This is a genomic window from Waltera acetigignens (assembly GCF_025567015.1).
GTDB lineage: Bacteria > Bacillota > Clostridia > Lachnospirales > Lachnospiraceae > Acetatifactor > Acetatifactor acetigignens.
In genome coordinates, this window is the sequence record NZ_JAOQJO010000004.1 from 138,899 (window position 1) to 160,312 (window position 21,414).

The window sequence follows — 21,414 nt, forward strand, 5'->3', positions numbered from 1 at the left end:
CACATACAACGTTTATATCTCCTATTGGCTAAGCATGTTTTATACGCTCAATAATTTTATCTGCGTACTTTCGTACATCATCATTTGACACACACACATCACAATCTCTGCAATACGGTATCTTCCTTCTGTTTCCTGATAAATGTGCTATTTGAAATCCTCTAAGCTTTTTAGAATTCCACAATTCCAACAATGCTGTTTTCCTGACATTACCATATTCTGTAGCAAATTTCCAATCTTGTGGACACACACCGACACTTCCGTTAGAATGTATTGCCATATTCGTTAATGAAAATGAGCATATTTTATCTTCATCCATCATGTCTCCAATATTTCCTGCTTCATAATTTCCCTTGGGAACATACGCCTCAAACTCTGCCCATGCCTGCGTTGTGTCCTGTATATATGTATAATCGGAAATAGGTTCAAAAATATCATAAAAATGTTCCGCATCTTTCTCATCCCTTAAGGCAACATTCAATATTTTGACTGACACTTTAGTATTCGTTCCACGGCTTACCTCATAAAGATCTCGAATATTCTCAACAAATTTATTAAAATCCATAGATACATCACAAATATCCCCATAATCCTCATTTGTTAAGGCTTCCACCGATATTCGAATCATATCAATACCTGTGCTTACAAGCTTTCTGTTTAATTCAGGAGACAACATATAACCATTTGTCGTGCATCTTAATTCTCTGCATAAATTCCTGTCTTTTATTTCTTTAGCCATTTCTACATAATTTCGATGTAAAAGAGGTTCACCAAATCCATATAAATTAATAACTTTTATTTGCTGCGGAAATTCTTCAATATCTGCTAAAATCTTTTGAAATAATTCCATATCCATTACTTCATGACGTTGTTGTGACAAATAATCACTATTATTACAGGGACAAAATTTGCATTTAAAATTGCAAGCTCCACAGGGGTCCAAAAAAAGCACATACGGAGTATCTAACGGAACTACTTCACTTAATATATTTCTTGTATTTGCATATTCTAGTCTGTCACGATTCATAACATTTACCTTTCATCCAATGCCCATTCACATATCTTCTTTTCAGAAATTTTCCACGGTATCCCATCCATTCTGTGTTTAGCATCACAATATTCACACAGAGGAATGGATTTTGACAGTTCTTGGGTCAATTCTTCCAATGTCTTAACTCCAAATATATCTACTCCATTGCATGTAGGTCCCGGCAATCTTTTGTCAAAATACTCATTGAACAAATCAATATATGCACTATTAGCACAAGGATACATTCTCCCATCTCTAAGTATGTATTGCATACACAAGCAGTCTTCAAAATTCTGCTGTCCATTCAAGCCTCCTTGAATTTTCAAAGGGACCCCCCACATTTGTTTAGGCTTGTCTAGCGTGTTCCCTGAATTTCCATATGTAACGTTTATGCCCTTACTGTCAAGCATTTTCTCAATTTCTTCATAGGGCAGATTTATCGGATATTGAGAAATCCAAACCTCTACCTTATTTTCTACACAGGCTTGAAAAAAAGAATTTTTCATAAATTTTAATCTAGTTGCATTCGTAATAATAATTATCTTGGTTTTAGGAAAATATTTTCGTACAATATAGGGAAACTTTTCTACTTCTGGATGTAATAATGGTTCTCCTCCAGATAGCTGAATTTCATCAACATCTCCCCCTGTCAATTCTGCTAACCTGCAGCAATCTCTTTCAAATAAATGCACATCTATAAAAAAACTACTTTTAGCCAGTGGTGAAAAATGAGAGCACCTAACACAACTCAAATTGCAATGATCTGTAAGATGAAACATCACACAAGAGAATCTTCTTAAGTTGCAATTTGGTTTCCATTCTTCAATAAATTCATTAAAGGTATATATAATCGAATTGGGTAAATGTCCTAACCAAGATTTTATTTTCCTCACCACTTGTTCTGTCCGAACTGTTATTATGATCTCCAGTAATTGTTTTTCAGCCAGTTGTTCTAACTCTAACGGGGAAATTATCTTCACATTTTCAAATTTTTTCCCTTGCTTATGCTCATCGGCATCACATATATATTCTACAGTGTTTCCTGAAGAAACCAATGGCTGATACACCATTCTAAGATTCTGTGTTCCAGCTCCGTATAATACAATAGCACGATTTTCCTTATTTTTCTTTATCATTTTTACTACCTGTCTTATTATATAATTATTAATCATACAAGCTTCTATATAAAAGAATCTGCCGCATATATGTACTGATGTTCTGATTTTCCTAATTTTTTAAACAATGGTTTGGCTCCACTATCCATGCAATTAATCGTTGCCACAATTGTGACAAACGAATCTTCTTTCTGCAACACATCAGGTTTTTCAGATGTCACATTATGAAAGCACTTAGTAGAGAAGGAATCTATCACTTTTACCAATCTTGCATTTGGAAAATTGCGCAACAAGTACTTGTATATTTCTTCTGCCACATCCGATACCCCCCAGATAGCATAATCAAATTTATCTTTTCCTGTGTATCTATTATTTATTTCATTTACAAAATGATCAATTGTCATTTCTCCAGGCTTATAATTTTCATCGTACTTTTTCATATAAAAATCATTCAGTTTTTCTATTGCTTCTGTTGCATTCTCGCCTTTAATTCTTTTTTTTACAACATTCTTTGCCAGTTCTTTATAACTTTCTACTTCTATACTATGTATGTCCCAATTGATATGCGAATAATCTACTTCTGTATATACAGGAACAAAATTTTGTATCCAGTCGAACGTATATCCGCAATATTGTTTTGCAATAATAACGGGGATTCCCATAGCAATACACGGTGCCGCACAGTGTAACCTTGATGTGACAATCAGTGATGATTCTTTCCAATATCTTTTGAATATCTCAATTGTCATGTTCCTGGCATAATCAGCATCTTCAAAATATTTTTTTTCCACCTCAAATGTATGATGTACTATTTCTGACTCGAAATTAATTTGAGAAAAAATATGCTTTTTCATCCCTTTAGGAGCATCTACCAAGAAAACTTTCTGCTCTTTTGACTCACCACATTTACGCTTAGGCAACGTCATTGTAATACATCCAGCCATATATGCCTTAATATGATGTTCTCTTAATTGCTGAAAAGTATAATAGTCCCGACACCCTATGGGTTCATTTCTCTTTAAATATTCCATATTTTGTTCAGAGTAACTAAAGAATCCCTTTCGCAAGCTAACCCCTATAAAAATGGGAATAATGTTTTCTGAAATACAAAAATTTCCTTTTTCGTCAAACCATGGTTCTCCACCAAGCAATTGATTCACCGGCAAAACCACTTTTTCTCCACAGTAATTTCTAATATCCCATAAATCCAAATATGTTATCTTTGATAGAATGTTCATTTCATTATATATATTATCAATAGCCAATAACTGAATATAATCCCCAATTCCAATTCTATTTATTCCATCTTTATAACCTAGCCTACGAATATTTGCATACTTCATTTCGATAAACCTCGTTTTATAAAACAATATATTCATTTTCTATATTCATTTCAAGTAACATCTTTTCTATATCTTTTGCCCCCCGGATAGCACATATCATTATGGGATAATCTTGCCCAACTTGTACAATTTGAGAAGGTGTAACAACCTTTTTCCCTACAATTTCTTTTCCAATTTTTAAAGGATTGTTATCAACAAAAAATAATATTTTATCACTCAATTGGGGAAAATTGGCAATCATCTGCAAAGTATATGAACCCGTTCCCCATATGATTATTTTCTGTTTACTAGACATTATAAAATCCAAAACCCTATTATAAATTTTCGTTTCATTTTCTTTTTCCAGCTCTAAATAACTTACAATAGAATTTCTCGCTATATAGTCCTTGTTTATTTCATCTTTTATTCCCTCCCCAACATATTGATATAAAGATGAAATATCCATTTCTTGCTCCTGCCTTTGTCTTTGAGCAAAATATTCCTTTGGTTGTTGTATATACACCGTAAATCCATGTTGTCGCATTAAATTATCCAAAGAAATTGAGCTAAAATAGTTAATATGTTCATGATTAAAATAATGCGCTAATGGTCTATATTTTTTCCCAAACTCTTCAACAGAAGGAACACTTAAGTATATCATTCCTCCCTTCGTTAAATACCCTTTCAATTGCTCTATGCATCTATTGAGTTCATATATATGTTCTAAAACCGCTGTAAAGCATACAATATCAAATTTATGTAATAATTCTTGCGGAATATCACCAAATACATTTCCTCTTTGCGCACTAATTCCATACTTCTGTATAATATCTATTGACTCTTGCGATGGATCCATCCCAAACAAATTATAGAATCCTTTTTTCTTTAATTTAACCAGTAAAGCTCCTGAGCCACATCCCATATCTAATATTTTAGCTTTTTTACTAATATTCTTTTCAAAAAAAACTTCTCTTTCGTCCGCTATAGTATCCACTATTTTTTCTTTTAATTTTGCATCTGCACTATACATATTATTACACGAATAATATGTATTATATGTATCTTGAGTAGCATCCACATCTGCGTAAGCAAAACCACATTTTTCACACGTCACAACATCATATTCATCTGGTAATCTTACATCTTGGGGAAGTTTCATTTTAATTGTTTTATATACTTCTCCATATTCATTATTACAAATAGGACATCTTCTAATCAATTTCTTCATATTTTTTACCTTATTTAATTTATTCTACACAAGGCCACATCTTCTCCAAAGGATACGACTCCATGGTTCCATCCTCATGTATGATGGTCTTGGTCCTGGGCGACACAGCTTCATCCGGTGAGATCATCAGTTCACACAGCACCGGTCCTTCCTCATTCAGTACGTTCTCTATCTGCTGTTCCAGTTGCCGGTTGTCTGCGATTCGGAAGGTCTTCAGCCCATAGGCTTCGGCTACCTTTACCGTGTCCGGCATGCTTAAGCCGCTGGACTCTCCGCTTGCCACCTGGAATCCTCCGAAATTATTGTTCTGCATAGAACGGATACTTGCATATCCCTGATTATTCCAGATAAAGATTTTCACCGGGAGCTGTAAGCGCACCAGAGTCTCCAGTTCCTGAATGTTCATCTGGAATGCACCATCTCCATTGATTAGAATGGTTCTGCGTCCTTGATTGGCCAGACAGGCTCCGATAGCATAAGGCAGTCCAAATCCCATGGATCCCAGACCCGCTGCATTCTTCATCTTCTGTCCGCGTTTGGGAGAAAAAGCCTGATAAGTAATCTCTCCTGCCGCTCCGGAGCTCTCCGGTACGATTACATCTTCTGTGGTGGTATGCCTACAGATCAGTTCTGTGAAATAGTAAGCACTGACTACTCCCTGTCTGTTTCTGTATTCTGCTGTAACAGACGGATATTTCGCCCTCAACTCATGACCATAGGCATTCCACTTCTTCCATTCCGCACTTTGCTCTTTGATCTTCTCGTCTGTCGCTACTGTATGGTACAGACTGCGTATATAGTCTCCCGCATCACAAGCCTGCATTGCCTCCACCTGTTCCAGCTTCATTCTGTCGAGTTCATGCTGATCAATATCAATGATGATCTTTTTTGCCGACATTCCAAAATGAGGCTCATTGAAAGCTGTTAAACTGGTGTCCAACCGACTTCCGATAGACAAAAGTGCATCCGCAGACTGTAAGATCAGATTCGCACCACGGTCTCCCATACCTCCGGGATGTCCTACATAAAGTTCATCTTCCTCTCCCATCATATCTATGGTTTTCCATGTTGTAAGTACCGGAATCGGAAGTACTTCCAATAATTTATAGAAATCTTCGGTTGCTCCTGCCAGTTTGATACCGTTTCCTGCCAGAATCACCGGTTTCTTCGCCTGTTGCAGAAGACTGACCGTCTTTGCTACCGTTTCAGCGAGATCCGGCTTTGCCACCATCTTCGGAACATAACCTTCCAACTTTTCCGGTTCTACCATGGTCGCCTGCACATCCAGTGGAATGGACAACCATACGGGGCCCGGTCTGCCATTCGTAGCTTCATAATAGGCTCTTTCCATATGATACCGGATTTCAGAAGGATCCATGATCTGGACTGCGTATTTCGTAATAGGTCTGACCATATCTATGATCTGTACTTCCTGGGAACCGATCTGTCTGACTCCGGTCTCTCCTATAAGGTCAGAACGCTTTGCCTGTCCGGATATGATGAACATCGGTGTAGAATCAATCCATCCTGCAGTCACACCGGTGATTGCATTCGTAGCTCCCGGTCCGGAGGTCGTCAGGCAGACTCCGATTCGATTCGTATGCTGTGCATATGCTTCTGCCGCTACTGCCGCTGCCTGTTCATGTAAGGTGCAGATATATTGTATTCCCGATCTTCCAATCGAATCATCCAGGTGCATCGCGCCTCCGCCGGGAAGCATAAACGCATGCTGTACACCTTTCTCCTGTAAAAACTGAAATACATAATCCGATAATTTCATCATAACTTTTGTTCTCCAAATAATTTATGTTCTACATATTCCGCAATGGTATGTCCTATAAAGATATGTGCTTCCTGGATACGCGGTGTGATCTTGGACGGAACCTTTACCACATAGTCACAGATATCCTTAAGTTCCGGTACTTCATGATCTCCCATCAAAAGAACTGTTTTGATCCCCTGCTTTTTCGCATAGCGCAGTGCTTCTAACACATTCTTCGATGTTCCGCTGGTAGAGATAGCAATCAGCATATCGCCCTGTTTTGCTTTCGCCTCTAATTGTCTGGCAAATACACGTTCATAGCTATAGTCATTCCCGATAGCAGTCAGGGTAGAAGTATTGACAGTCAATGCCTCAGCATTCATAGCCGGACGCTCCTTATAGAAACGGCTGACAAACTCCGTGGCAATGTGCTGTGCATCTGCTGCACTGCCACCGTTTCCACACAGGAATAACTGACCTTCCCGTCCGAACATGGTACAGATCTCTTCTGCCACATTCATCACAGTATCTGTCAATTGCTCGTTTGTTGCCATCTTCTTAAAGATGTCCTCATGTTCTTCCAGTCTTTGATAAAAATAGTTCACCGGGCGTTCTTCAGAATTATAATTTTGCAAAATATGAACCAGTTCCCAGAGGCAGCCCTGACCTCCATCCTTTTGCAGGATCATATTTGCTGCCTGTTTTGCACGATCTATCGCATCTGCCGGGCATATTCCCAAACCCGCATGCTCCAACGGCTCTACATCGTACTTGCCATCTCCGACATAACAGATTTCTTCCGGCAGTATCTGTTCTTTCTGTTCTATCTCTTGCAGGATTTCCGTCTTTTTCTTTGCTCCACAGTAAAAGTAATCCCATGGAAATCTGTTTTCGAAATACCGAACAATCTCTGTCTTTTCTCCGGTGATAGCGGCCAATCTGAATCCTTCCCTATGAAGTTCAAAGATGGCATCCACATCCTTCAGGTTAATCTTTTTTTGTTCTGTTCCGTTTACATCGACGATTACCGTGCCATCCGTTATGACTCCGTCAATGTCAAATACTACCAGTCTGATCATGATTGTTGTATCCTATCCTCTGAGCTTTTTCTTGACTTCTTCTTCCGCAGGCGTGAGTACTTTCTTACCTGTCCCCATGATCTTCTCTGTGTCACGGATATCCTTAACAAGTTTGCACAGCTCATACGGTTCGATAGACGCCTTCTGGTCAGAGCCGTACATTGTCTTGTCCATCGTAATGTGACGCTCTATGGACGTTGCTCCGGCTGCCACAGCACAGGTGCTGACCAAAGTACCGGCTTCATGTCCGCTGTAACCTACTTTACATTTATAAATATCTGCCAGTACACGGATCAGTTTCAGATTTGCGTCCTCCATCGGCATTGGATAAGTGCTGTTACAATGCATCAATTCATAAGGACATCCTGCCTGTTCAAAGATATCTACTGCATGATCGATTTCATCCAACGTGCTCATGCCCGTTGCAATAAATGTATATTTTCCTTCGGAGGTAATCTCCTGTAATAGCTCATCGTTGGTCAGCATGGCAGATGCCACTTTATTGTACTTCAGATCATATTGTCTCAGGAAAATCTGGGAATCTACATCCCATGCAGAGGCATACCACACGATCCCCTTCTCCTTACAGTATCTGTCAATCTCATCGTACTCTTCCTTGCCGAATTCCAGCCCTTCCTTCTGGGCACGCTGGGTTTCACCCCAGGGACTCTTTCTGGGGCTGTCCAGATATTCCTGTGTATACACCTTATTCACTGTTCTCTTCTGAAATTTCACAGCATCACATCCTGCAACCACCGCTGCATCGATCAGCCTCTTGGCAAGCTGTAAATCTCCGTTATGATTGATTCCGATCTCGGCTGTAATAAATACGCTCATGATAATTCCTCCTGTTTAATATTCTATAACCGTCCACTCATTATCCGAAATTCGATATGCCAGTTCTTTAAATTGCAATTTTGCCTTCCGAACTTGCTGTTCTATATCTTTTGCTTCTATATTCTCTAATGTTTCATCTATTATGATATAGTCAAAATAATCACGACCGGTTTTATCTTTGATTTCTGTTAGCTTTGTAAAAACAAACACCTTGTCTGAAACACCTTTTAAATCTTCTAAAAATCTTTTCTCCTGGGTTCCGTTATATAAAGTAACATTAATTGCACCTTTTTCTCTCATGACTTCCTTTATTTTCAGAGAGTTACTGCCTAACCCACAATTGATTCCAAGTATATTTGCCCCATCTATTCCGGGAATATTCCAGTTCAGAAACAAGTTATAATCATAGCAAAAGCCGGTTCCCCATGGATCCACTCCATATCTATTCAAGAAATCAATACGTCCTTCCAAATAAAAACGTCGCTGTTCTTCCTGTTTCCCCAAATCATGCTTTAATGTTACAGAGCCGAAATGATGGCAATAAGCATCCTTCGCTAATATACATTTATATCCGTTTCGCCGCATCCAGAGAGAATTTTTGTCATCTGGAAAAGACATTACACTTTTCACGCAGCATCTATCTTCATACATTTCAAAAAGTAATTGTATTATTATATCTGTTGGATAAATACATAACGGATTGCATAATCTAACTCTTTGCTCGTGGCGTCTTTCATCATATATATTATTTTTCTTGGTAAAAGCCTTTAATTCATCCGGGGTACTATAACATGCCTCAATTGTCTGAAGATTGCTGACAGCCGGAGTAGTCGGCACAACGTAGCCATAATCGCTATGTTCTTTTACACAACGGTATAAATTCCATATAGCATTATCACCTATAACAATATCATTGCTTATATTCAAGAAGTATTTACCACGTGACATTGCTTTTAAATTTACACACGGTGCTGCACCATTTACAGCTACATTTATCACTTTCACTTCTTTCATTTTTTCAAAATATTCTTTTGTGCCATCCTGAGAACCATGATTTAACAGAATAATTTCTGTTTTTATATTTTTCGGTAAATTATTCAAAACACTTGCCACACACTGCATAGTATAATCCAGATGATTATAAGCAATGATTGTAATTGCAAGATCTACCTCATATTTCCGCTGTTCTACCGGTATTTGAAGAAGCCCAAAAATATCCGTCTTCTTCAAAAAAGCCTGGTATTCCTCCTCTTTCTCCGGATGTCCGCCCACAATAGCCCAATAATAAAACTGCATCGCCCCGCTCTCTATCAGCGGCATCAATTCATACTCCAGTTTCCATTCTACTTTCTCCGGATTAGTAATTACGAGCAGTTTAATATCTTTCAAGGATTCCAATGCACAGGTACATGCATCCTCTAAACGGATTCTGCTTCCGTTCGGCACATTCTGCCGCGCCACATCCCTGACTGCAGATATTCCATCCCATAAATCCATACTAAGACTGTTAAAACCTTGTATATCTCCGGCTATGTATTTCAATTTCATCTCTTTTGCAGCATCTTCCATAGTCTGCATGATTTCCAAAATACTATAAGCCAATTCTGTGTCCATAGGCATTGTTTCCTTCCCATCGAATTATTGCTTTATTTGATCTAATAACCTCTTAATTTCCTCATCATCAGGTGCAAACTGCTGTATCTGACTCAATATTGCCCTTGCCGCATCAAGTTCCTCACGCTCTATTCTTGTTTCCGCAAGATTTTTCATGTATATAACCATCTGCTGCAATTCCTTTTGTGCTTCAGCAGCTTCCGTCGTCTGTCGCTTCATTTCATCCCGAAGCATCTTCGCATAGACAAGCATAGTTTTATCCAGCTTCGGATAAACTCCCAGACATTTCTTCATGGTTTCCAGTTCTTTGCTTTCCTGTCCGGATTTGCGATAGCCTCGCAAATTTCTCAATTCCAATGCTAACTGCAGTTCATCCGGAAGTCCCATGGAATTCTCTTGTAACACATCTTCCCTGTAATAAGGCTGGTAGAATTCATATACCATATCCGCATACGGCCAAAGCTGATTCTCAAGCTCTGACAAACTTTCTGTCTTCTTCGTTATCTTTGCCAAATTGCTTCCCATATACTTTATATCAAAGAGATCATATCGAATGTCTTCTGTACTTTTCCATTTCTGGATTCTGGAATTCCATTTATCCCAGTCTTCACTGGATCCCCAATGTTCCATACTCTCCAGTGCTCTGCGCCAGGTACGGTAATCCATTTGCATAAAAAACAGTTCTATTTCTATTTTTCGTTCTTCTGCTATGTCCCAGATATTATCCTCTATTTCCAATATGTTATCTGCATATTTAAGGAATAATTCCTCATAACATTCTTCTATTCCACTTTCTTTTTGAGCATTTTTCCATAAAATTTTCGATGTAATAATATAAAAATGCTTACTTGGTAACGTTGCTACAATGTGACATAAGTTATGTATTTCGTCTTTTTTTCCTTCCAATTCATACTCTTTCTGCAACGCTTGTATTGTAGGATATAGAGTATGAAAATAATTGCCGTCTCCCAGCATTTTCTCTGCTAACTCCGTGTATAATCCATGATATTCCGTTGTACACATTGTTTCTAATACTTTTTTATTTTTTATATCATCCGAAAAGCTTTCTATTTGCTTCCAGTCTACTATTAAAATATTCTCTTGAATTATTTTCCATTCTTTTCGTTTCATGAATGCGGGCAAACACATCATAAATGTTTCTGCAAAATAAATATTACTGAATACATCTGTAACTGCTCCTGCCGTTTTAGATTCCATTGCAGTTCTGTCACTCTTTAATTTATTGTAATTACTCTTATATTTTTTATAGTACTCAATACACAAATCATCATTATCGAGGCACCCATATACTCTTGCTCCCATCATATTGTAAAAAGCAATACATATCTCCATAGTATCTAATTCGTTTAAGGGTTCTGAAGAAGCTCGTTTCAACCATTCCTCTTCCTCTTGATATCTGCCCAATCCTTCAAATGCCAGTAAAAGATACGCATATATCGCTCCAATATGGATGGGCATATATGTTAATTTTTTTCTATATTTTTCCCATTCTTTCAGCCCTTCTATACTCGCCGCAATCACATTCTCATAATTACAGATACAAAAATATTCTTGATCTAACTGCATAATCCATCTAGGATCTCCGGGATATTCTTTTCGGATTTCCAATAATGGTTGAATATTTCTCCATGCATGCTTTATACGTTCCTGTTCATTCTTATACACATATCCATAATGATGTACAAAATTATTAAATTCTTTTCTTGGTTCAAGAAAAGGATCTAAATATTCGTGAATTTTTCCCACAAAATGAATAGTAGAATTCAATTTAACCATTCTGGAAGGATATGAGTCCACATAATTATTTCCATACGGATCCATATAGTTTCTTACAATATAAGATGCTGAATTATATTTCCGATATTCTCCTGTCGTAAAAAAACTTATAATTTCCTGCGGATTTTCAAACCACTCGTCATCATCCAGATACATGAACCATTCACCTTGCGCTTTCTTTAATCCGGCATTTCTAGCTGCTCCAAAATCATTACACCATGTGAAGTTAATGATTTTATCCGCATATTGTTCTGCCAGTGCACGTTGCTTTTCATTGCATCCGGTATCTACTAATATGATTTCCGTAGGAAATGCATTTTTGAAATAAAGAAGTGAGTTCAGGCTTTTCTCCATCTCGTCTCTTCCTGAGATCAACATGGAAATAGATAATAAGATATGTTCCTTGTTCATGTCTGGAATCCTTTCCGCTTTACATTTTACATAGAGAAAAGAGCCCGGCTGCAAAGCCGAGCCCTCTTCCTATTGCTATGTTAGATGCTCTAACTATTTGATTACTGTAACAGAGACAGTACGCCCTGGTTGGACTGGTTAGCCTGAGCCAACATTGCCTGACCTGCCTGAGACAGGATGTTGTTGTTGGAGTACTTAACCATCTCAGTAGCCATATCTGTATCACGGATAGCAGATTCAGCACTTGTGGTGTTCTCTACAACGTTATCCAGGTTGCTGATGGTGTGCTCCAATCTGTTCTGAACAGCACCGAGAGCAGATCTCTGAGTAGATACCTTCTGGATAGCTTCCTTAATGGTCTCGACAGCATTATCTGCATTGGTAGACGTAGCTCCGTCTACTCTTAAGCCGTTTACACCAAGACCCTTAGCGGACATTGCATCCAGATTCAGTTCAATCTTATTGTTGGAAGTAGCATCGGCACCAACATGCAGGGAAAGTTTCAAGCTTCCAACCTGATCCTGAGCGGTCTGAATATTTTTAGCAGGATCTACTTTTGCCACATTACCAAACTCATCATATAAAGTCTTGTCCTTCAGCTGGGTCGTGGTAATAGTTCCATTAGTAGCTGTAGTGCTTGTAAAATAATTGCTCAATGCATTCTCAGAAAGCTTGTTGCCATCCTTGTCATAGTATGCAGCATGTGTTCCTGTAGCAGCCTTATTTACAGCCTTGGAATCCAAAGTCAAAGTATCGGACAGTGCAACGGTACCATTGGTATTATCGTTTCCGGCAGAAGCTGTCAGAGTGATGCCCGTGTCAACGCCATCCTTAGATACTTTACCATCTTTGTCAACATCGTAGCCATCAATAGCAATTGCAACATTACCGCCTGTTAATCCTGCTGCGATAGTCACTCTTGCGCCACTCTTCTGCAAAGTTTTCAGTAATTCATTCTGAGCTGCTGCCGCTTTATCATCTGCAGGAGCTGCTGCAGTTACGGTAATCTTAGAACCAGTGTTAGATCCTGTAGAAGTTATATTCTTTTGTCCGTCAAATGTAGCTGCTGCGGCTGTAGCCTTACCATAAGAATAGCTGTAACCCTTAACAGCATCCTTGTCACCCTTCAGCAGGTAGGTCTCGTTGAACTTGGTTGTCTCAGCAACACGATCAATTTCAGTGGTCAGCTGATCGATTTCGTTCTGGATGTAAGTTCTATCATTCTCGGAATTGGTTCCGTTGGAAGCCTTAACAGCCAGCTCGTTCATTCTCTGCAACATGTCCTGAACTTCGTTCAGTGCACCTTCAGCGGTCTGTACAGTGGAGATACCGTCTTCTGCGTTAGCGGAAGCCTGTGTCAGTCCTCTGATCTGCTTTCTCATTTTCTCACTGATGGATAATCCTGCTGCATCATCTGCTGCACGGTTGATCTTGTAACCGGAAGACAGCTTCTCAGTTGACTTTGCCTGAGAGCTCTGAGTCAAACCTAACATTCTGTTAGAGTTCATAGCGGTAAGATTGTGTTGTACTACCATAATATATTCCTCCTTGAATTGACGAGCGCTTCCCTGCGCTCCGTTATTTGCTTTGGCAATGTCAGCTTCAAGTTCGCACATCCTGTCACTTTCATCGCCATTGTCTTCCGTCTCTTGGGCGTGCGAAACCTTTAATTCAGAAGAATGGTTAGGTAAGCAATTGTTTTATTTGCTTTACTTGTTAAGTATATCGGAGAGGATTTTAGAAACTTAACCCCTTTTTGCAAAAAATGTTGACTTTTTTATTTTGCTAAGATATATTATATAAAAAGGAAGCAGTTTTTTACCACTTGTTTACTATGTATTCTTGAGTGGGGTACTTGCTTCCTTTTTTATTTCCACCAAATCATATAAATACAATTTTCCGTCTTGTGTCCTATTTACTACCAGCCTCCCCTTGTAAACATTATATTCTTCTGTCTTTCTATTGTTATCATAAACTGGTAGCGCAAATCTGACCGTATAATAGTTCCAGCCACCTTTTGCGTCTTTCTTATGTTTACTCTTCTTATTTTCACTATGTATTTTATTGGCAGCTGATTCTACCAGTTCTCGGATTCCTTGTGCTGCATTTGCCTTGGCTTTTGCCCGCGCTCCCCTTATATGTTCTGAATACTTTGAGCCCGTATACTCATCTGCGAATTTAGTTCCTATTTCTATTTTTTCTTTCGTTTGTTTATTCTCAATTATTTCACCAAGGTATTTCTTTAAGTATTCTTTTACTGCATCCCAGTCAATGTCCTGTTTATTCCAAAATATAATATCCGGTATTATAACAATAGCATTACCTTGTTCATCTCTTACTACTTTTACTTCACTCATATGTTTTCCTTTCAGTATTACTCTTTCCAATCAGAAAGTATTTTTATCATTCTATTACCTTCTCATCCAGTGAAATCAATGGTGATACACCTAAAAATTTTTTGATTTGAATTAAGATTTGGTCTGTCTGCCAGAATTGATATTCTGTGAATTTACAATAGCATATTGTTACCGATAAATCAATCATAATTTGTGCAGTACGCTCTGACTACTCTGATTGGCCTGGGTCAGCATGGATTGTCCTGCCTGGGCATTAATCCCCTCAATTGCCAAAGTAAATTCCGGTCGATCTATCCCTAAAGCTGAAGTTACTTCGGCAAATTCTCAAGCGGAAGTTACTCTTGAAATTTTTACATCTCCGGCTTATTTCATGCTACAACGGGGATCTAAGAATTTCTTGCTGTTTCAAATATTCATCTTGTACAAGTGGAAATTTGTAAGGGAAATTTAGGGACAAAGGCGTATGCGCAAAAACATTTTTGAAATTATAGGTCCCTGTCTGATATTCAGGCAGGGACTGTATTTTAGATTATCCAGACTGGTACGATATAATTGTCTCTGTCAATCGCACTAAGTCCCGGTTTCATGCAGATAACTGCGCCCTTCGCACGAGGCGTTGATGCCTTGTCGAGTAATCCAAATACCTTTACCAGCTCTGTTCCGGGATTTGCAGTTTTCTTAATCTCAATCGGATTCAATATTCCATCATGTTCCAGGATAATATCAATCTCCTTGGCATCTTTATCACGATAATAGTACAAATACGGCTCTTTTCCACAATTCAGGTAGGTTTTCCGAATTTCCGCGACCACGTAATTTTCCAAAATGGCCCCGTTCATGGCACCGCATTCTAACGTTTCCGCACTGCTCCATTTCGTCAGGTAACACACCAGACCCGTATCGTAGAAATACAGTTTGGGCGTTTTCACAAGGCGCTTCAACAAATTATTAGAATACGGATGAAGATAAAAAATAATACCCAGCGTTTCCAGAATTGTCAGCCAATCCTTCGCCTGCGTCTGGTTGATATCTGCATCTCTGGCAATCTCTGCTGCATTAACCATCTGCCCACATCTTGCTGCCACCGCAGTAATAAACCGAAGGAACTTAAGCGAATCTATGGCATCCGATAATTCTCTTACATCCCGCTCAATATAAGTAGACAGATAACTGCTGTAAAAAAGCTGACTGTTACTGTTAATACCGCTTACGATCGCAGGCATGGAGCCTTGATAAATCCGTTCAAAGATCTCTCTTGTATCAGCTTGCTCTCTCTCTTTCTGCCTCTCGTTTAAATCCTCCAGATCTACCGTAAACGGTTTCATCGTTCCTCCGGATATCTCTGCCTGTGACAGGGATGTAAGTGAAAGTACTGCCACTCTTCCTGCCAGTGACTCCTGTACTCCCTGCATCAATTTGAACACCTGTGATCCCGTAAGCCAAAATGCTCCCGGCTCATGGTTTTTATCTGCATTTATCTTGATATAAGTAAACAGTTCCGGTGCATATTGAACCTCATCAATCAATACAGGTGGTTTATGCAGTTGCAGAAACAGTTCCGGATCGGTCTTTGCAATATTTCTTTCGTTTAAATCATCCAGTGTTACATATCCCCGCTCCGTTCCCTCCATCAGTTTTTGGAGCATTGTCGTCTTTCCTACCTGTTTCGGTCCCGTTACCAGGAGTACCGGATATTCCCTGGTTACCTGTCTTACTACATTCTCCAGATTTCTTTTGATATAACTCATAAAAGTCCCTCTTTCGGCTAATCTATACTCTGATTGTATTTTAGCCGAAACCACATTTTTATTCTTTCACATTGATTCCGTCATAAAAAAGGGAAGCCGATATCTCTGTCAGCTCCCCTTCATCTGTTGTATTTACTTTTTATTGTCGTACATCTGCGGTGCTACGTATCCTGCTCCGCTCATGCTCTTGTAATAGTCATAAGCACTTTTGGCGTTTTTCCGTCTCTGTCCAATTCCGGCACGTTCCTTCGCAAAATAGCTCTCGATCAGCTTTTTGTTCCGGGCCTCCTGAGCCTGTACAGTCACACTGAGTTCTGTCACCCTGTTGACCTTCTTCTGAAGTTCCCGGATCTGTGCTGCGTAGCGTTCTCTGTTGCCTTCCAGTTCCCTTGCCAGCTTCTCATACATGATTTCAAAGCCTTCATCCAGATGAACCACCTCATCAATAAGCCGCTGTTTTTCCTCCACAGCATCGTCGAACAGGCTCATATCCACCTCTTCCGCGGAAAAGATCTCTTCCTGACGTTTGTTATATTCCCGGATCTTCTGCAATACTTCCAGCTTCTTGTCCAGGCTCTCTGACAAAATGGTAAGCTGATTCTCCATCAGTCATTTCCTTTCTTTGCTCCCGCCTTCATGACTTCTTTCCAGTTGTCACGGATAGCGTGCAGGTGGGTATTGATCTCTTCGAGGATTTCCTTATCTTTTTTGACATTGGCTTCTACCAGACGTCTCTCAAGATAAGTGTAGATGTTGTCAAAGTCCTTGGAGACTTCGTATTTCATGTCCAGCGTGGAATGCAGATATCCAATGATATTCTGCACCTTGCGGATATTTTCATGTGCCTTGGGTACATCGGATTTCTCCACAGCCATCTCTGCAATATTGCAGAACTTGATAGCTCCGTCATAGAGCATCAATGTCAGTTCTGCCGGAGAAGCCGTCAGAACCTTGCTGTTATTATACTGTGCATAAGCACCGGGTAATGCCATATCATGATCCTCCTAACAAGCTGGTCACCGCGCTGGAATTGCTCTGCAGCTTTGCCAGTGCCGTCTCCATTTTGGAGAACTTGGAATACCACTTGTCTTCATAATCGTTCAGCTTATCTTCCAAGTCTTTGATCTTGCTTGTATAATCATCATAATCCGATTTCATCTTTTTGTCATCATAAAAATTACCGTAGGTACGATAACCTTCTACAGACTTGGAGAGATCGCTCATTTTAGTATATAAATTCTTGAACATTCCAGAGAAAAAGCTTACGACCGTATCGGGATCACTGCTGATCATACTCTTAAGCTTGTCTGCATTACCGGAGGTGCTGGAGTCATCTGCATCTCCATCAATGTGGTAGGCATTCTTCTCATTCTCCGCTGCGGTAAAGTAGCTCAAAGTCTCAATACCGAAATCGCTGAGATACATGTTCTTGCCGTTTACTTCCACACTGCCTGCCATGATTTCTTTTAAGGCAGAGCTTACGGTAGACAGATTGCTGTCTCTGCGGAGCAGGGCATCCTTAATCTTGGTCTCATACTTCTCTACTTCGGTATCGGACATGGCATCCTTCTCATCGTCGGTCAGAGGCTCATATCCTCTGGCGGAATCCGCATTATAAAGCTTGTCCATCTCGTTGATCAGGGTATTATATTCCTTCAGGAAGCTCTTGATCATATCGTAGATACCATCTACGTCATCCTGTGTGGTCAGGGTGATCTCTTCATCTGCTCCGGTCTCTTTCAGTGCTGTAATGGTCAGACCATTGATGGAAAATACATTGGAGTTGCTGGTATACTCTGTGTTGTTCAGTGTGATCACAGAATCCTGCCCTTTGATATAGTTGGCATCTGTAATACCCAGCCCCTTCAGCAGGTCATCGGCACCGGTTCCGGTTGCCGTAATAGAGAAATTACCGGCATCGCCGGAGTCCTTTGCACTGATATAGAATCTCTGCTGGGTGGTATCGAAGTTTGCATTCAGTCCGGCTTCCTTCAATTTGGACAGTACATCAGAGATCGTGGTATCTTTGGTAATATTCAGGTCTACGCTTGTATCACCACTCTGGATTTTAAGCGTTGTATCGTCTCCGGTGGTAATGCCGGCCACGGTGCTGCCATCACTGCCCTTGATCCCCAGATCAGACAATCTTGTCAATGCATTCAGCTTGGTATCCGCAGTGACATTATCCTTCAAGGTCAGCTTGCCGCCGGTCATATAGGCGGTCTTGGCCAGCTGTGATACCTTGAGGTTCTGTACACCGGTCATTGCGCCATCACCGGTGATGACACTGACTGCATTGCTGTCGGATACTTTGGTCACTCTCTTGCTATATGCGGATTCAAAACGCATATTATTAACAAACTTGGACTGCAGATTTTTAATCTTGGTATTCAGCTCTTTCCATGCGGTCTGCTTCCATTCCTGTTTGGTCTGTGCCTTTTTCGCATCGTCCACCTTGGTCTGCTTCGCAGACACCAGTTGCTGGATAATGCTCTCTGTGTCCATTCCGGAGATCAGTCCGGATAATCTCATTGTTGATGATGCCATATCGTTATCCTCCTATCTCTTCTCATCCACCAGGATGCCTGCCATCTCCCATACTTTGGCGATCATGTCCAAAGTCTTCTCAGGTGGAAGCTCTTTGATGACTTTCTTGGTATCCTTGTCTATGATTTTGATCGTTATGCGGTTTGTCGCCTCATGAATACCGAAAACAGCTTCTGAATGGGACATCATGTTCTTATTCAGCTTCTCTACTGCTTTCTTGATCTGCTCGTTGGTCACCTGCTGTTGCTGTTCGCTATTAGCATCGGCAGAAGTATTATTCTGATCCTTGCTCTGCGCATTTTCAACAACTGCGGTGGTCTGGTCAAGTTTATCTGCTGCTTTTACATTGGCAGGATTGTATTCTGAGGGATTCTCCTCTGTAGTTACTTTTGTCGCAGTGTTCCTGGCAGCGGCTGTATTCTGTGCCTGCACTGTCATGACACTGGAAATCGGTTCTATGGTCATAATGGTCACCTCCGTGTGATAAACAGGCGCCTTCCGTGGGCGCACGACCTTGCTTCTCTAAGGACTGTATCGGTAAATTCTCCCGAAAAATTAATAGAAGATGCAAAAATTTGCACCTCCTATGCCTAATTTCCTATTTTTCTATTTTCTAATTCCAATACAGGTTCATATTCTCTGTAACGCTTTCTTCTGACAGTTGAAATCGAGTCTTTACTTTCTCAGCCGTAGTATTATAATCCGCCCCCAATTCAATGCATGTTATGATCAATGCCTTAATACCACTCTGCCGTTCTTCTTGTCTTCCTTCTTGTCTTCCTTCTTGTCTCCCTTCGCGCTTTCCCATCCTTATATATTGCTCAAATAATTCACACATAGTGATCTCATCCTCCTCTCTGATATTCATTTCCTTTAAAATAGCAGATTCTGTTGTGGAATCCTCTTCACCGGATAATACATTGATCATTCTGATCAATGCCGCTTTGTGTATCACCTTCTGGTCGGAACGAAGATTATTGCCCTCTGCCAGATAATCCAGCACAATTCTCATATCGCTATGAAATCTCTCCCGCACCTCTTGGGGCAGGTAACGCATTTCCCAGATATGTACCTTGATATCATCCACATATTTTCGAAGTTCTTCCGGCACTTTTCCACAGCATAATTCATGGATTCCCGGTTGTTTCTCCCAATGCTCCCTTCCCCAGTATAGTATCATTTCTATAATAGGGAAGGTATCTATTGTTTTTCCTTCATACTGCTCCCTGTATCCCCCTCCAGTATAACCAGCCTTACGCAATACGATTTTAGCATCCGTGGTTGTCTGGTTGGCAATCATATATTGTGCCCTGATCCGTTCCCCTGCCATCTCGTATTTCACCACATCCTGTAACTGGTTTCGCAGCCTGTTTTCTCCGCTCGTATAAATACTTTCCGTCGGTGCCGGCAACAGATTTTCTTTGGTCACAACAAGCTTTCCATTATGCAGCAACGCATTAATAATGTCTGCAGCAACATCTGGAAATGTCTCGAAATTCTTTGTAACAAGGTCATTTTTCTCTCTGTTTTCCCTCATTTTTTCTCCCTTAAGCACACTAAACTTACCTAAGCAGGAAAACTGAAACCGTTCCATGCACTATTTCCCTTTCCGCCTGCTTATGTTTTGTCATTTTGTTTGAATTCTTGGCGAAAAGCCCGAAATACACACAAAAGATATTGTCAGAAATTGTCATAAAGAATTCTTTAGATGTTGTAACTATAGCATAACCCTATCGTCTTTTCAAGTTCTTTTTTCCGAAGGTGTATCAATGCGTATATTTGCAGTTTCAGGAAAATGTGCCCTTATTTTTCAACAATGGATAAAAGCTCCGGATTTATGCATCCGGAGCCTCTTTCGTTTCCTATTTTTATTTATTTTTACCCCAACAGGTTCTTCAGTGCTGCCATACCTTCGGCATCCACAGCGGCCTTGTTGGCCTCCTGGATCTGGAGGTAGACTTCCTTGCGGTAGATGGGCACTTCCTTGGGTGCGGTGATGCCGATCTTGACCTGATCACCTTTGACCTCCAGAACGGTGATCTCGATATCGTTGTTGATGACGATTGCTTCGTTCTTCTTACGGGACAATGCCAGCATCTTACTCACCCGCCTTTCCGGATTTCAGGATGTCGTATACCGGATATTTTACCGGGTATTTATCTCCCTCAAGGATGATCTGGCAGGCCTTGCGTTCTTCCACGTTGATCACAAAGGGACCCTGCAGGTTCACCGTCATCTTCGTCAGGTCAGCAGGCACCGTCACAGTAACCATGACCAGAATGTTCTCAGGAGTCAGATTGCCTACACTAGTGAGCAGTTCGTCATCCACTTCCGGATCATACTGAGGGTTGACCAGCAGCGGATCCATGACCGGCATGGCGAATCCGGGTTCTTCCAGAGACTGTAAATAGCGGATTCCTACGTTGCTGCCCTTCTCCTCATCGTGGAGCATGGTAAAATGCTTCAGTTCCGGGAATCCGATAATACCTTTGTCAAAAGTGATGATCTTGTCATCCGCAATCTCAACTTCTCCAAAAAATTTTGTATTGATCTTCATAAAATACCTA

Annotated in this window: 19 protein-coding genes; all 19 read right to left on the reverse strand. The window is 40.2% G+C overall.

The features are described 5' to 3' along the window. Positions 1-28: 28 nt before the first annotated feature. Positions 29-1,027: a radical SAM/SPASM domain-containing protein gene (locus OCV96_RS06225; RefSeq protein ID WP_262593846.1), complete on the reverse strand. Its 999-nt coding sequence runs from the start codon at positions 1,025-1,027 to the stop codon at positions 29-31. Between the two features lie 5 nt (positions 1,028-1,032). Beyond that, a complete protein-coding gene (locus OCV96_RS06230) occupies positions 1,033-2,202 on the reverse strand; it encodes a radical SAM family protein (protein ID WP_262593847.1) in 1,170 nt (389 codons plus the stop codon). Between the two features lie 8 nt (positions 2,203-2,210). Next, a complete protein-coding gene (locus OCV96_RS06235; protein WP_262593849.1) occupies positions 2,211-3,488 on the reverse strand; it encodes a polysaccharide pyruvyl transferase family protein in 1,278 nt (425 codons plus the stop codon). A 16-nt stretch (positions 3,489-3,504) separates the two neighbouring features. Next, positions 3,505-4,695, reverse strand: coding sequence for a class I SAM-dependent methyltransferase (locus OCV96_RS06240; protein ID WP_262593850.1), 1,191 nt, complete (start codon positions 4,693-4,695; stop codon positions 3,505-3,507). A 19-nt stretch (positions 4,696-4,714) separates the two neighbouring features. Further along, positions 4,715-6,478, reverse strand: a complete 1,764-nt coding sequence (locus OCV96_RS06245; protein ID WP_262593851.1) for a thiamine pyrophosphate-binding protein — start codon at positions 6,476-6,478, stop codon at positions 4,715-4,717. Further along, the gene (locus OCV96_RS06250) at positions 6,475-7,536 is read right to left on the reverse strand and encodes an SIS domain-containing protein (RefSeq protein WP_262593854.1); all 1,062 of its coding nucleotides are present in this window, start codon (positions 7,534-7,536) and stop codon (positions 6,475-6,477) included. Before OCV96_RS06250 ends, OCV96_RS06245 begins: the two co-directional genes overlap by 4 nt. Positions 7,537-7,548: 12 nt before the next feature. Then, positions 7,549-8,373, reverse strand: a complete 825-nt coding sequence (locus OCV96_RS06255) for an N-acetylneuraminate synthase family protein (RefSeq protein WP_262593855.1) — start codon at positions 8,371-8,373, stop codon at positions 7,549-7,551. A gap of 15 nt (positions 8,374-8,388) precedes the next feature. Beyond that, complete coding sequence (locus tag OCV96_RS06260; RefSeq protein ID WP_262593856.1) at positions 8,389-9,987, reverse strand: glycosyltransferase family 2 protein; 1,599 nt, start codon at positions 9,985-9,987, stop codon at positions 8,389-8,391. A 24-nt stretch (positions 9,988-10,011) separates the two neighbouring features. Next, entirely contained in the window at positions 10,012-12,195 is a 2,184-nt protein-coding gene (locus tag OCV96_RS06265) for a glycosyltransferase (RefSeq protein ID WP_262593857.1), read from the reverse strand. Between the two features lie 101 nt (positions 12,196-12,296). Next, positions 12,297-13,730, reverse strand: coding sequence for a flagellin N-terminal helical domain-containing protein (locus tag OCV96_RS06270; protein WP_262593858.1), 1,434 nt, complete (start codon positions 13,728-13,730; stop codon positions 12,297-12,299). A gap of 297 nt (positions 13,731-14,027) precedes the next feature. Further along, the gene (locus OCV96_RS06275) at positions 14,028-14,552 is read right to left on the reverse strand and encodes a hypothetical protein (RefSeq protein WP_262593859.1); all 525 of its coding nucleotides are present in this window, start codon (positions 14,550-14,552) and stop codon (positions 14,028-14,030) included. Positions 14,553-15,076: 524 nt separating this feature from the next. After that, positions 15,077-16,300, reverse strand: a complete 1,224-nt coding sequence (locus OCV96_RS06280) for an ATP-binding protein (RefSeq protein WP_262593860.1) — start codon at positions 16,298-16,300, stop codon at positions 15,077-15,079. A 132-nt stretch (positions 16,301-16,432) separates the two neighbouring features. Continuing rightward, entirely contained in the window at positions 16,433-16,906 is a 474-nt protein-coding gene (locus tag OCV96_RS06285) for a flagellar protein FliT (RefSeq protein WP_262593861.1), read from the reverse strand. After that, positions 16,906-17,292, reverse strand: coding sequence for a flagellar export chaperone FliS (fliS, locus tag OCV96_RS06290; RefSeq protein ID WP_178049957.1), 387 nt, complete (start codon positions 17,290-17,292; stop codon positions 16,906-16,908). Before fliS ends, OCV96_RS06285 begins: the two co-directional genes overlap by 1 nt. 1 nt (position 17,293) lies before the next feature. After that, on the reverse strand, positions 17,294-18,847 hold the full coding sequence (gene fliD / locus OCV96_RS06295; protein WP_262593863.1) for a flagellar filament capping protein FliD: 1,554 nt from the start codon (positions 18,845-18,847) through the stop codon (positions 17,294-17,296). Between the two features lie 12 nt (positions 18,848-18,859). Further along, positions 18,860-19,312 (reverse strand): flagellar protein FlaG, encoded by a 453-nt coding sequence (locus OCV96_RS06300; protein ID WP_262593864.1) that lies wholly within the window; start codon positions 19,310-19,312, stop codon positions 18,860-18,862. 148 nt (positions 19,313-19,460) lie between these two features. Beyond that, positions 19,461-20,384: an RpnC/YadD family protein gene (locus OCV96_RS06305; protein WP_022313087.1), complete on the reverse strand. Its 924-nt coding sequence runs from the start codon at positions 20,382-20,384 to the stop codon at positions 19,461-19,463. 341 nt (positions 20,385-20,725) lie between these two features. Next, positions 20,726-20,944 carry a carbon storage regulator CsrA gene (csrA, locus tag OCV96_RS06310; RefSeq protein WP_117464631.1) on the reverse strand — a complete coding sequence of 73 codons (219 nt, stop codon included), beginning with the start codon at positions 20,942-20,944 and terminating at the stop codon, positions 20,726-20,728. 1 nt (position 20,945) lies between these two features. Then, on the reverse strand, positions 20,946-21,404 hold the full coding sequence (fliW, locus tag OCV96_RS06315) for a flagellar assembly protein FliW (protein ID WP_022313086.1): 459 nt from the start codon (positions 21,402-21,404) through the stop codon (positions 20,946-20,948). Between the last annotated feature and the right edge of the window lie 10 nt (positions 21,405-21,414).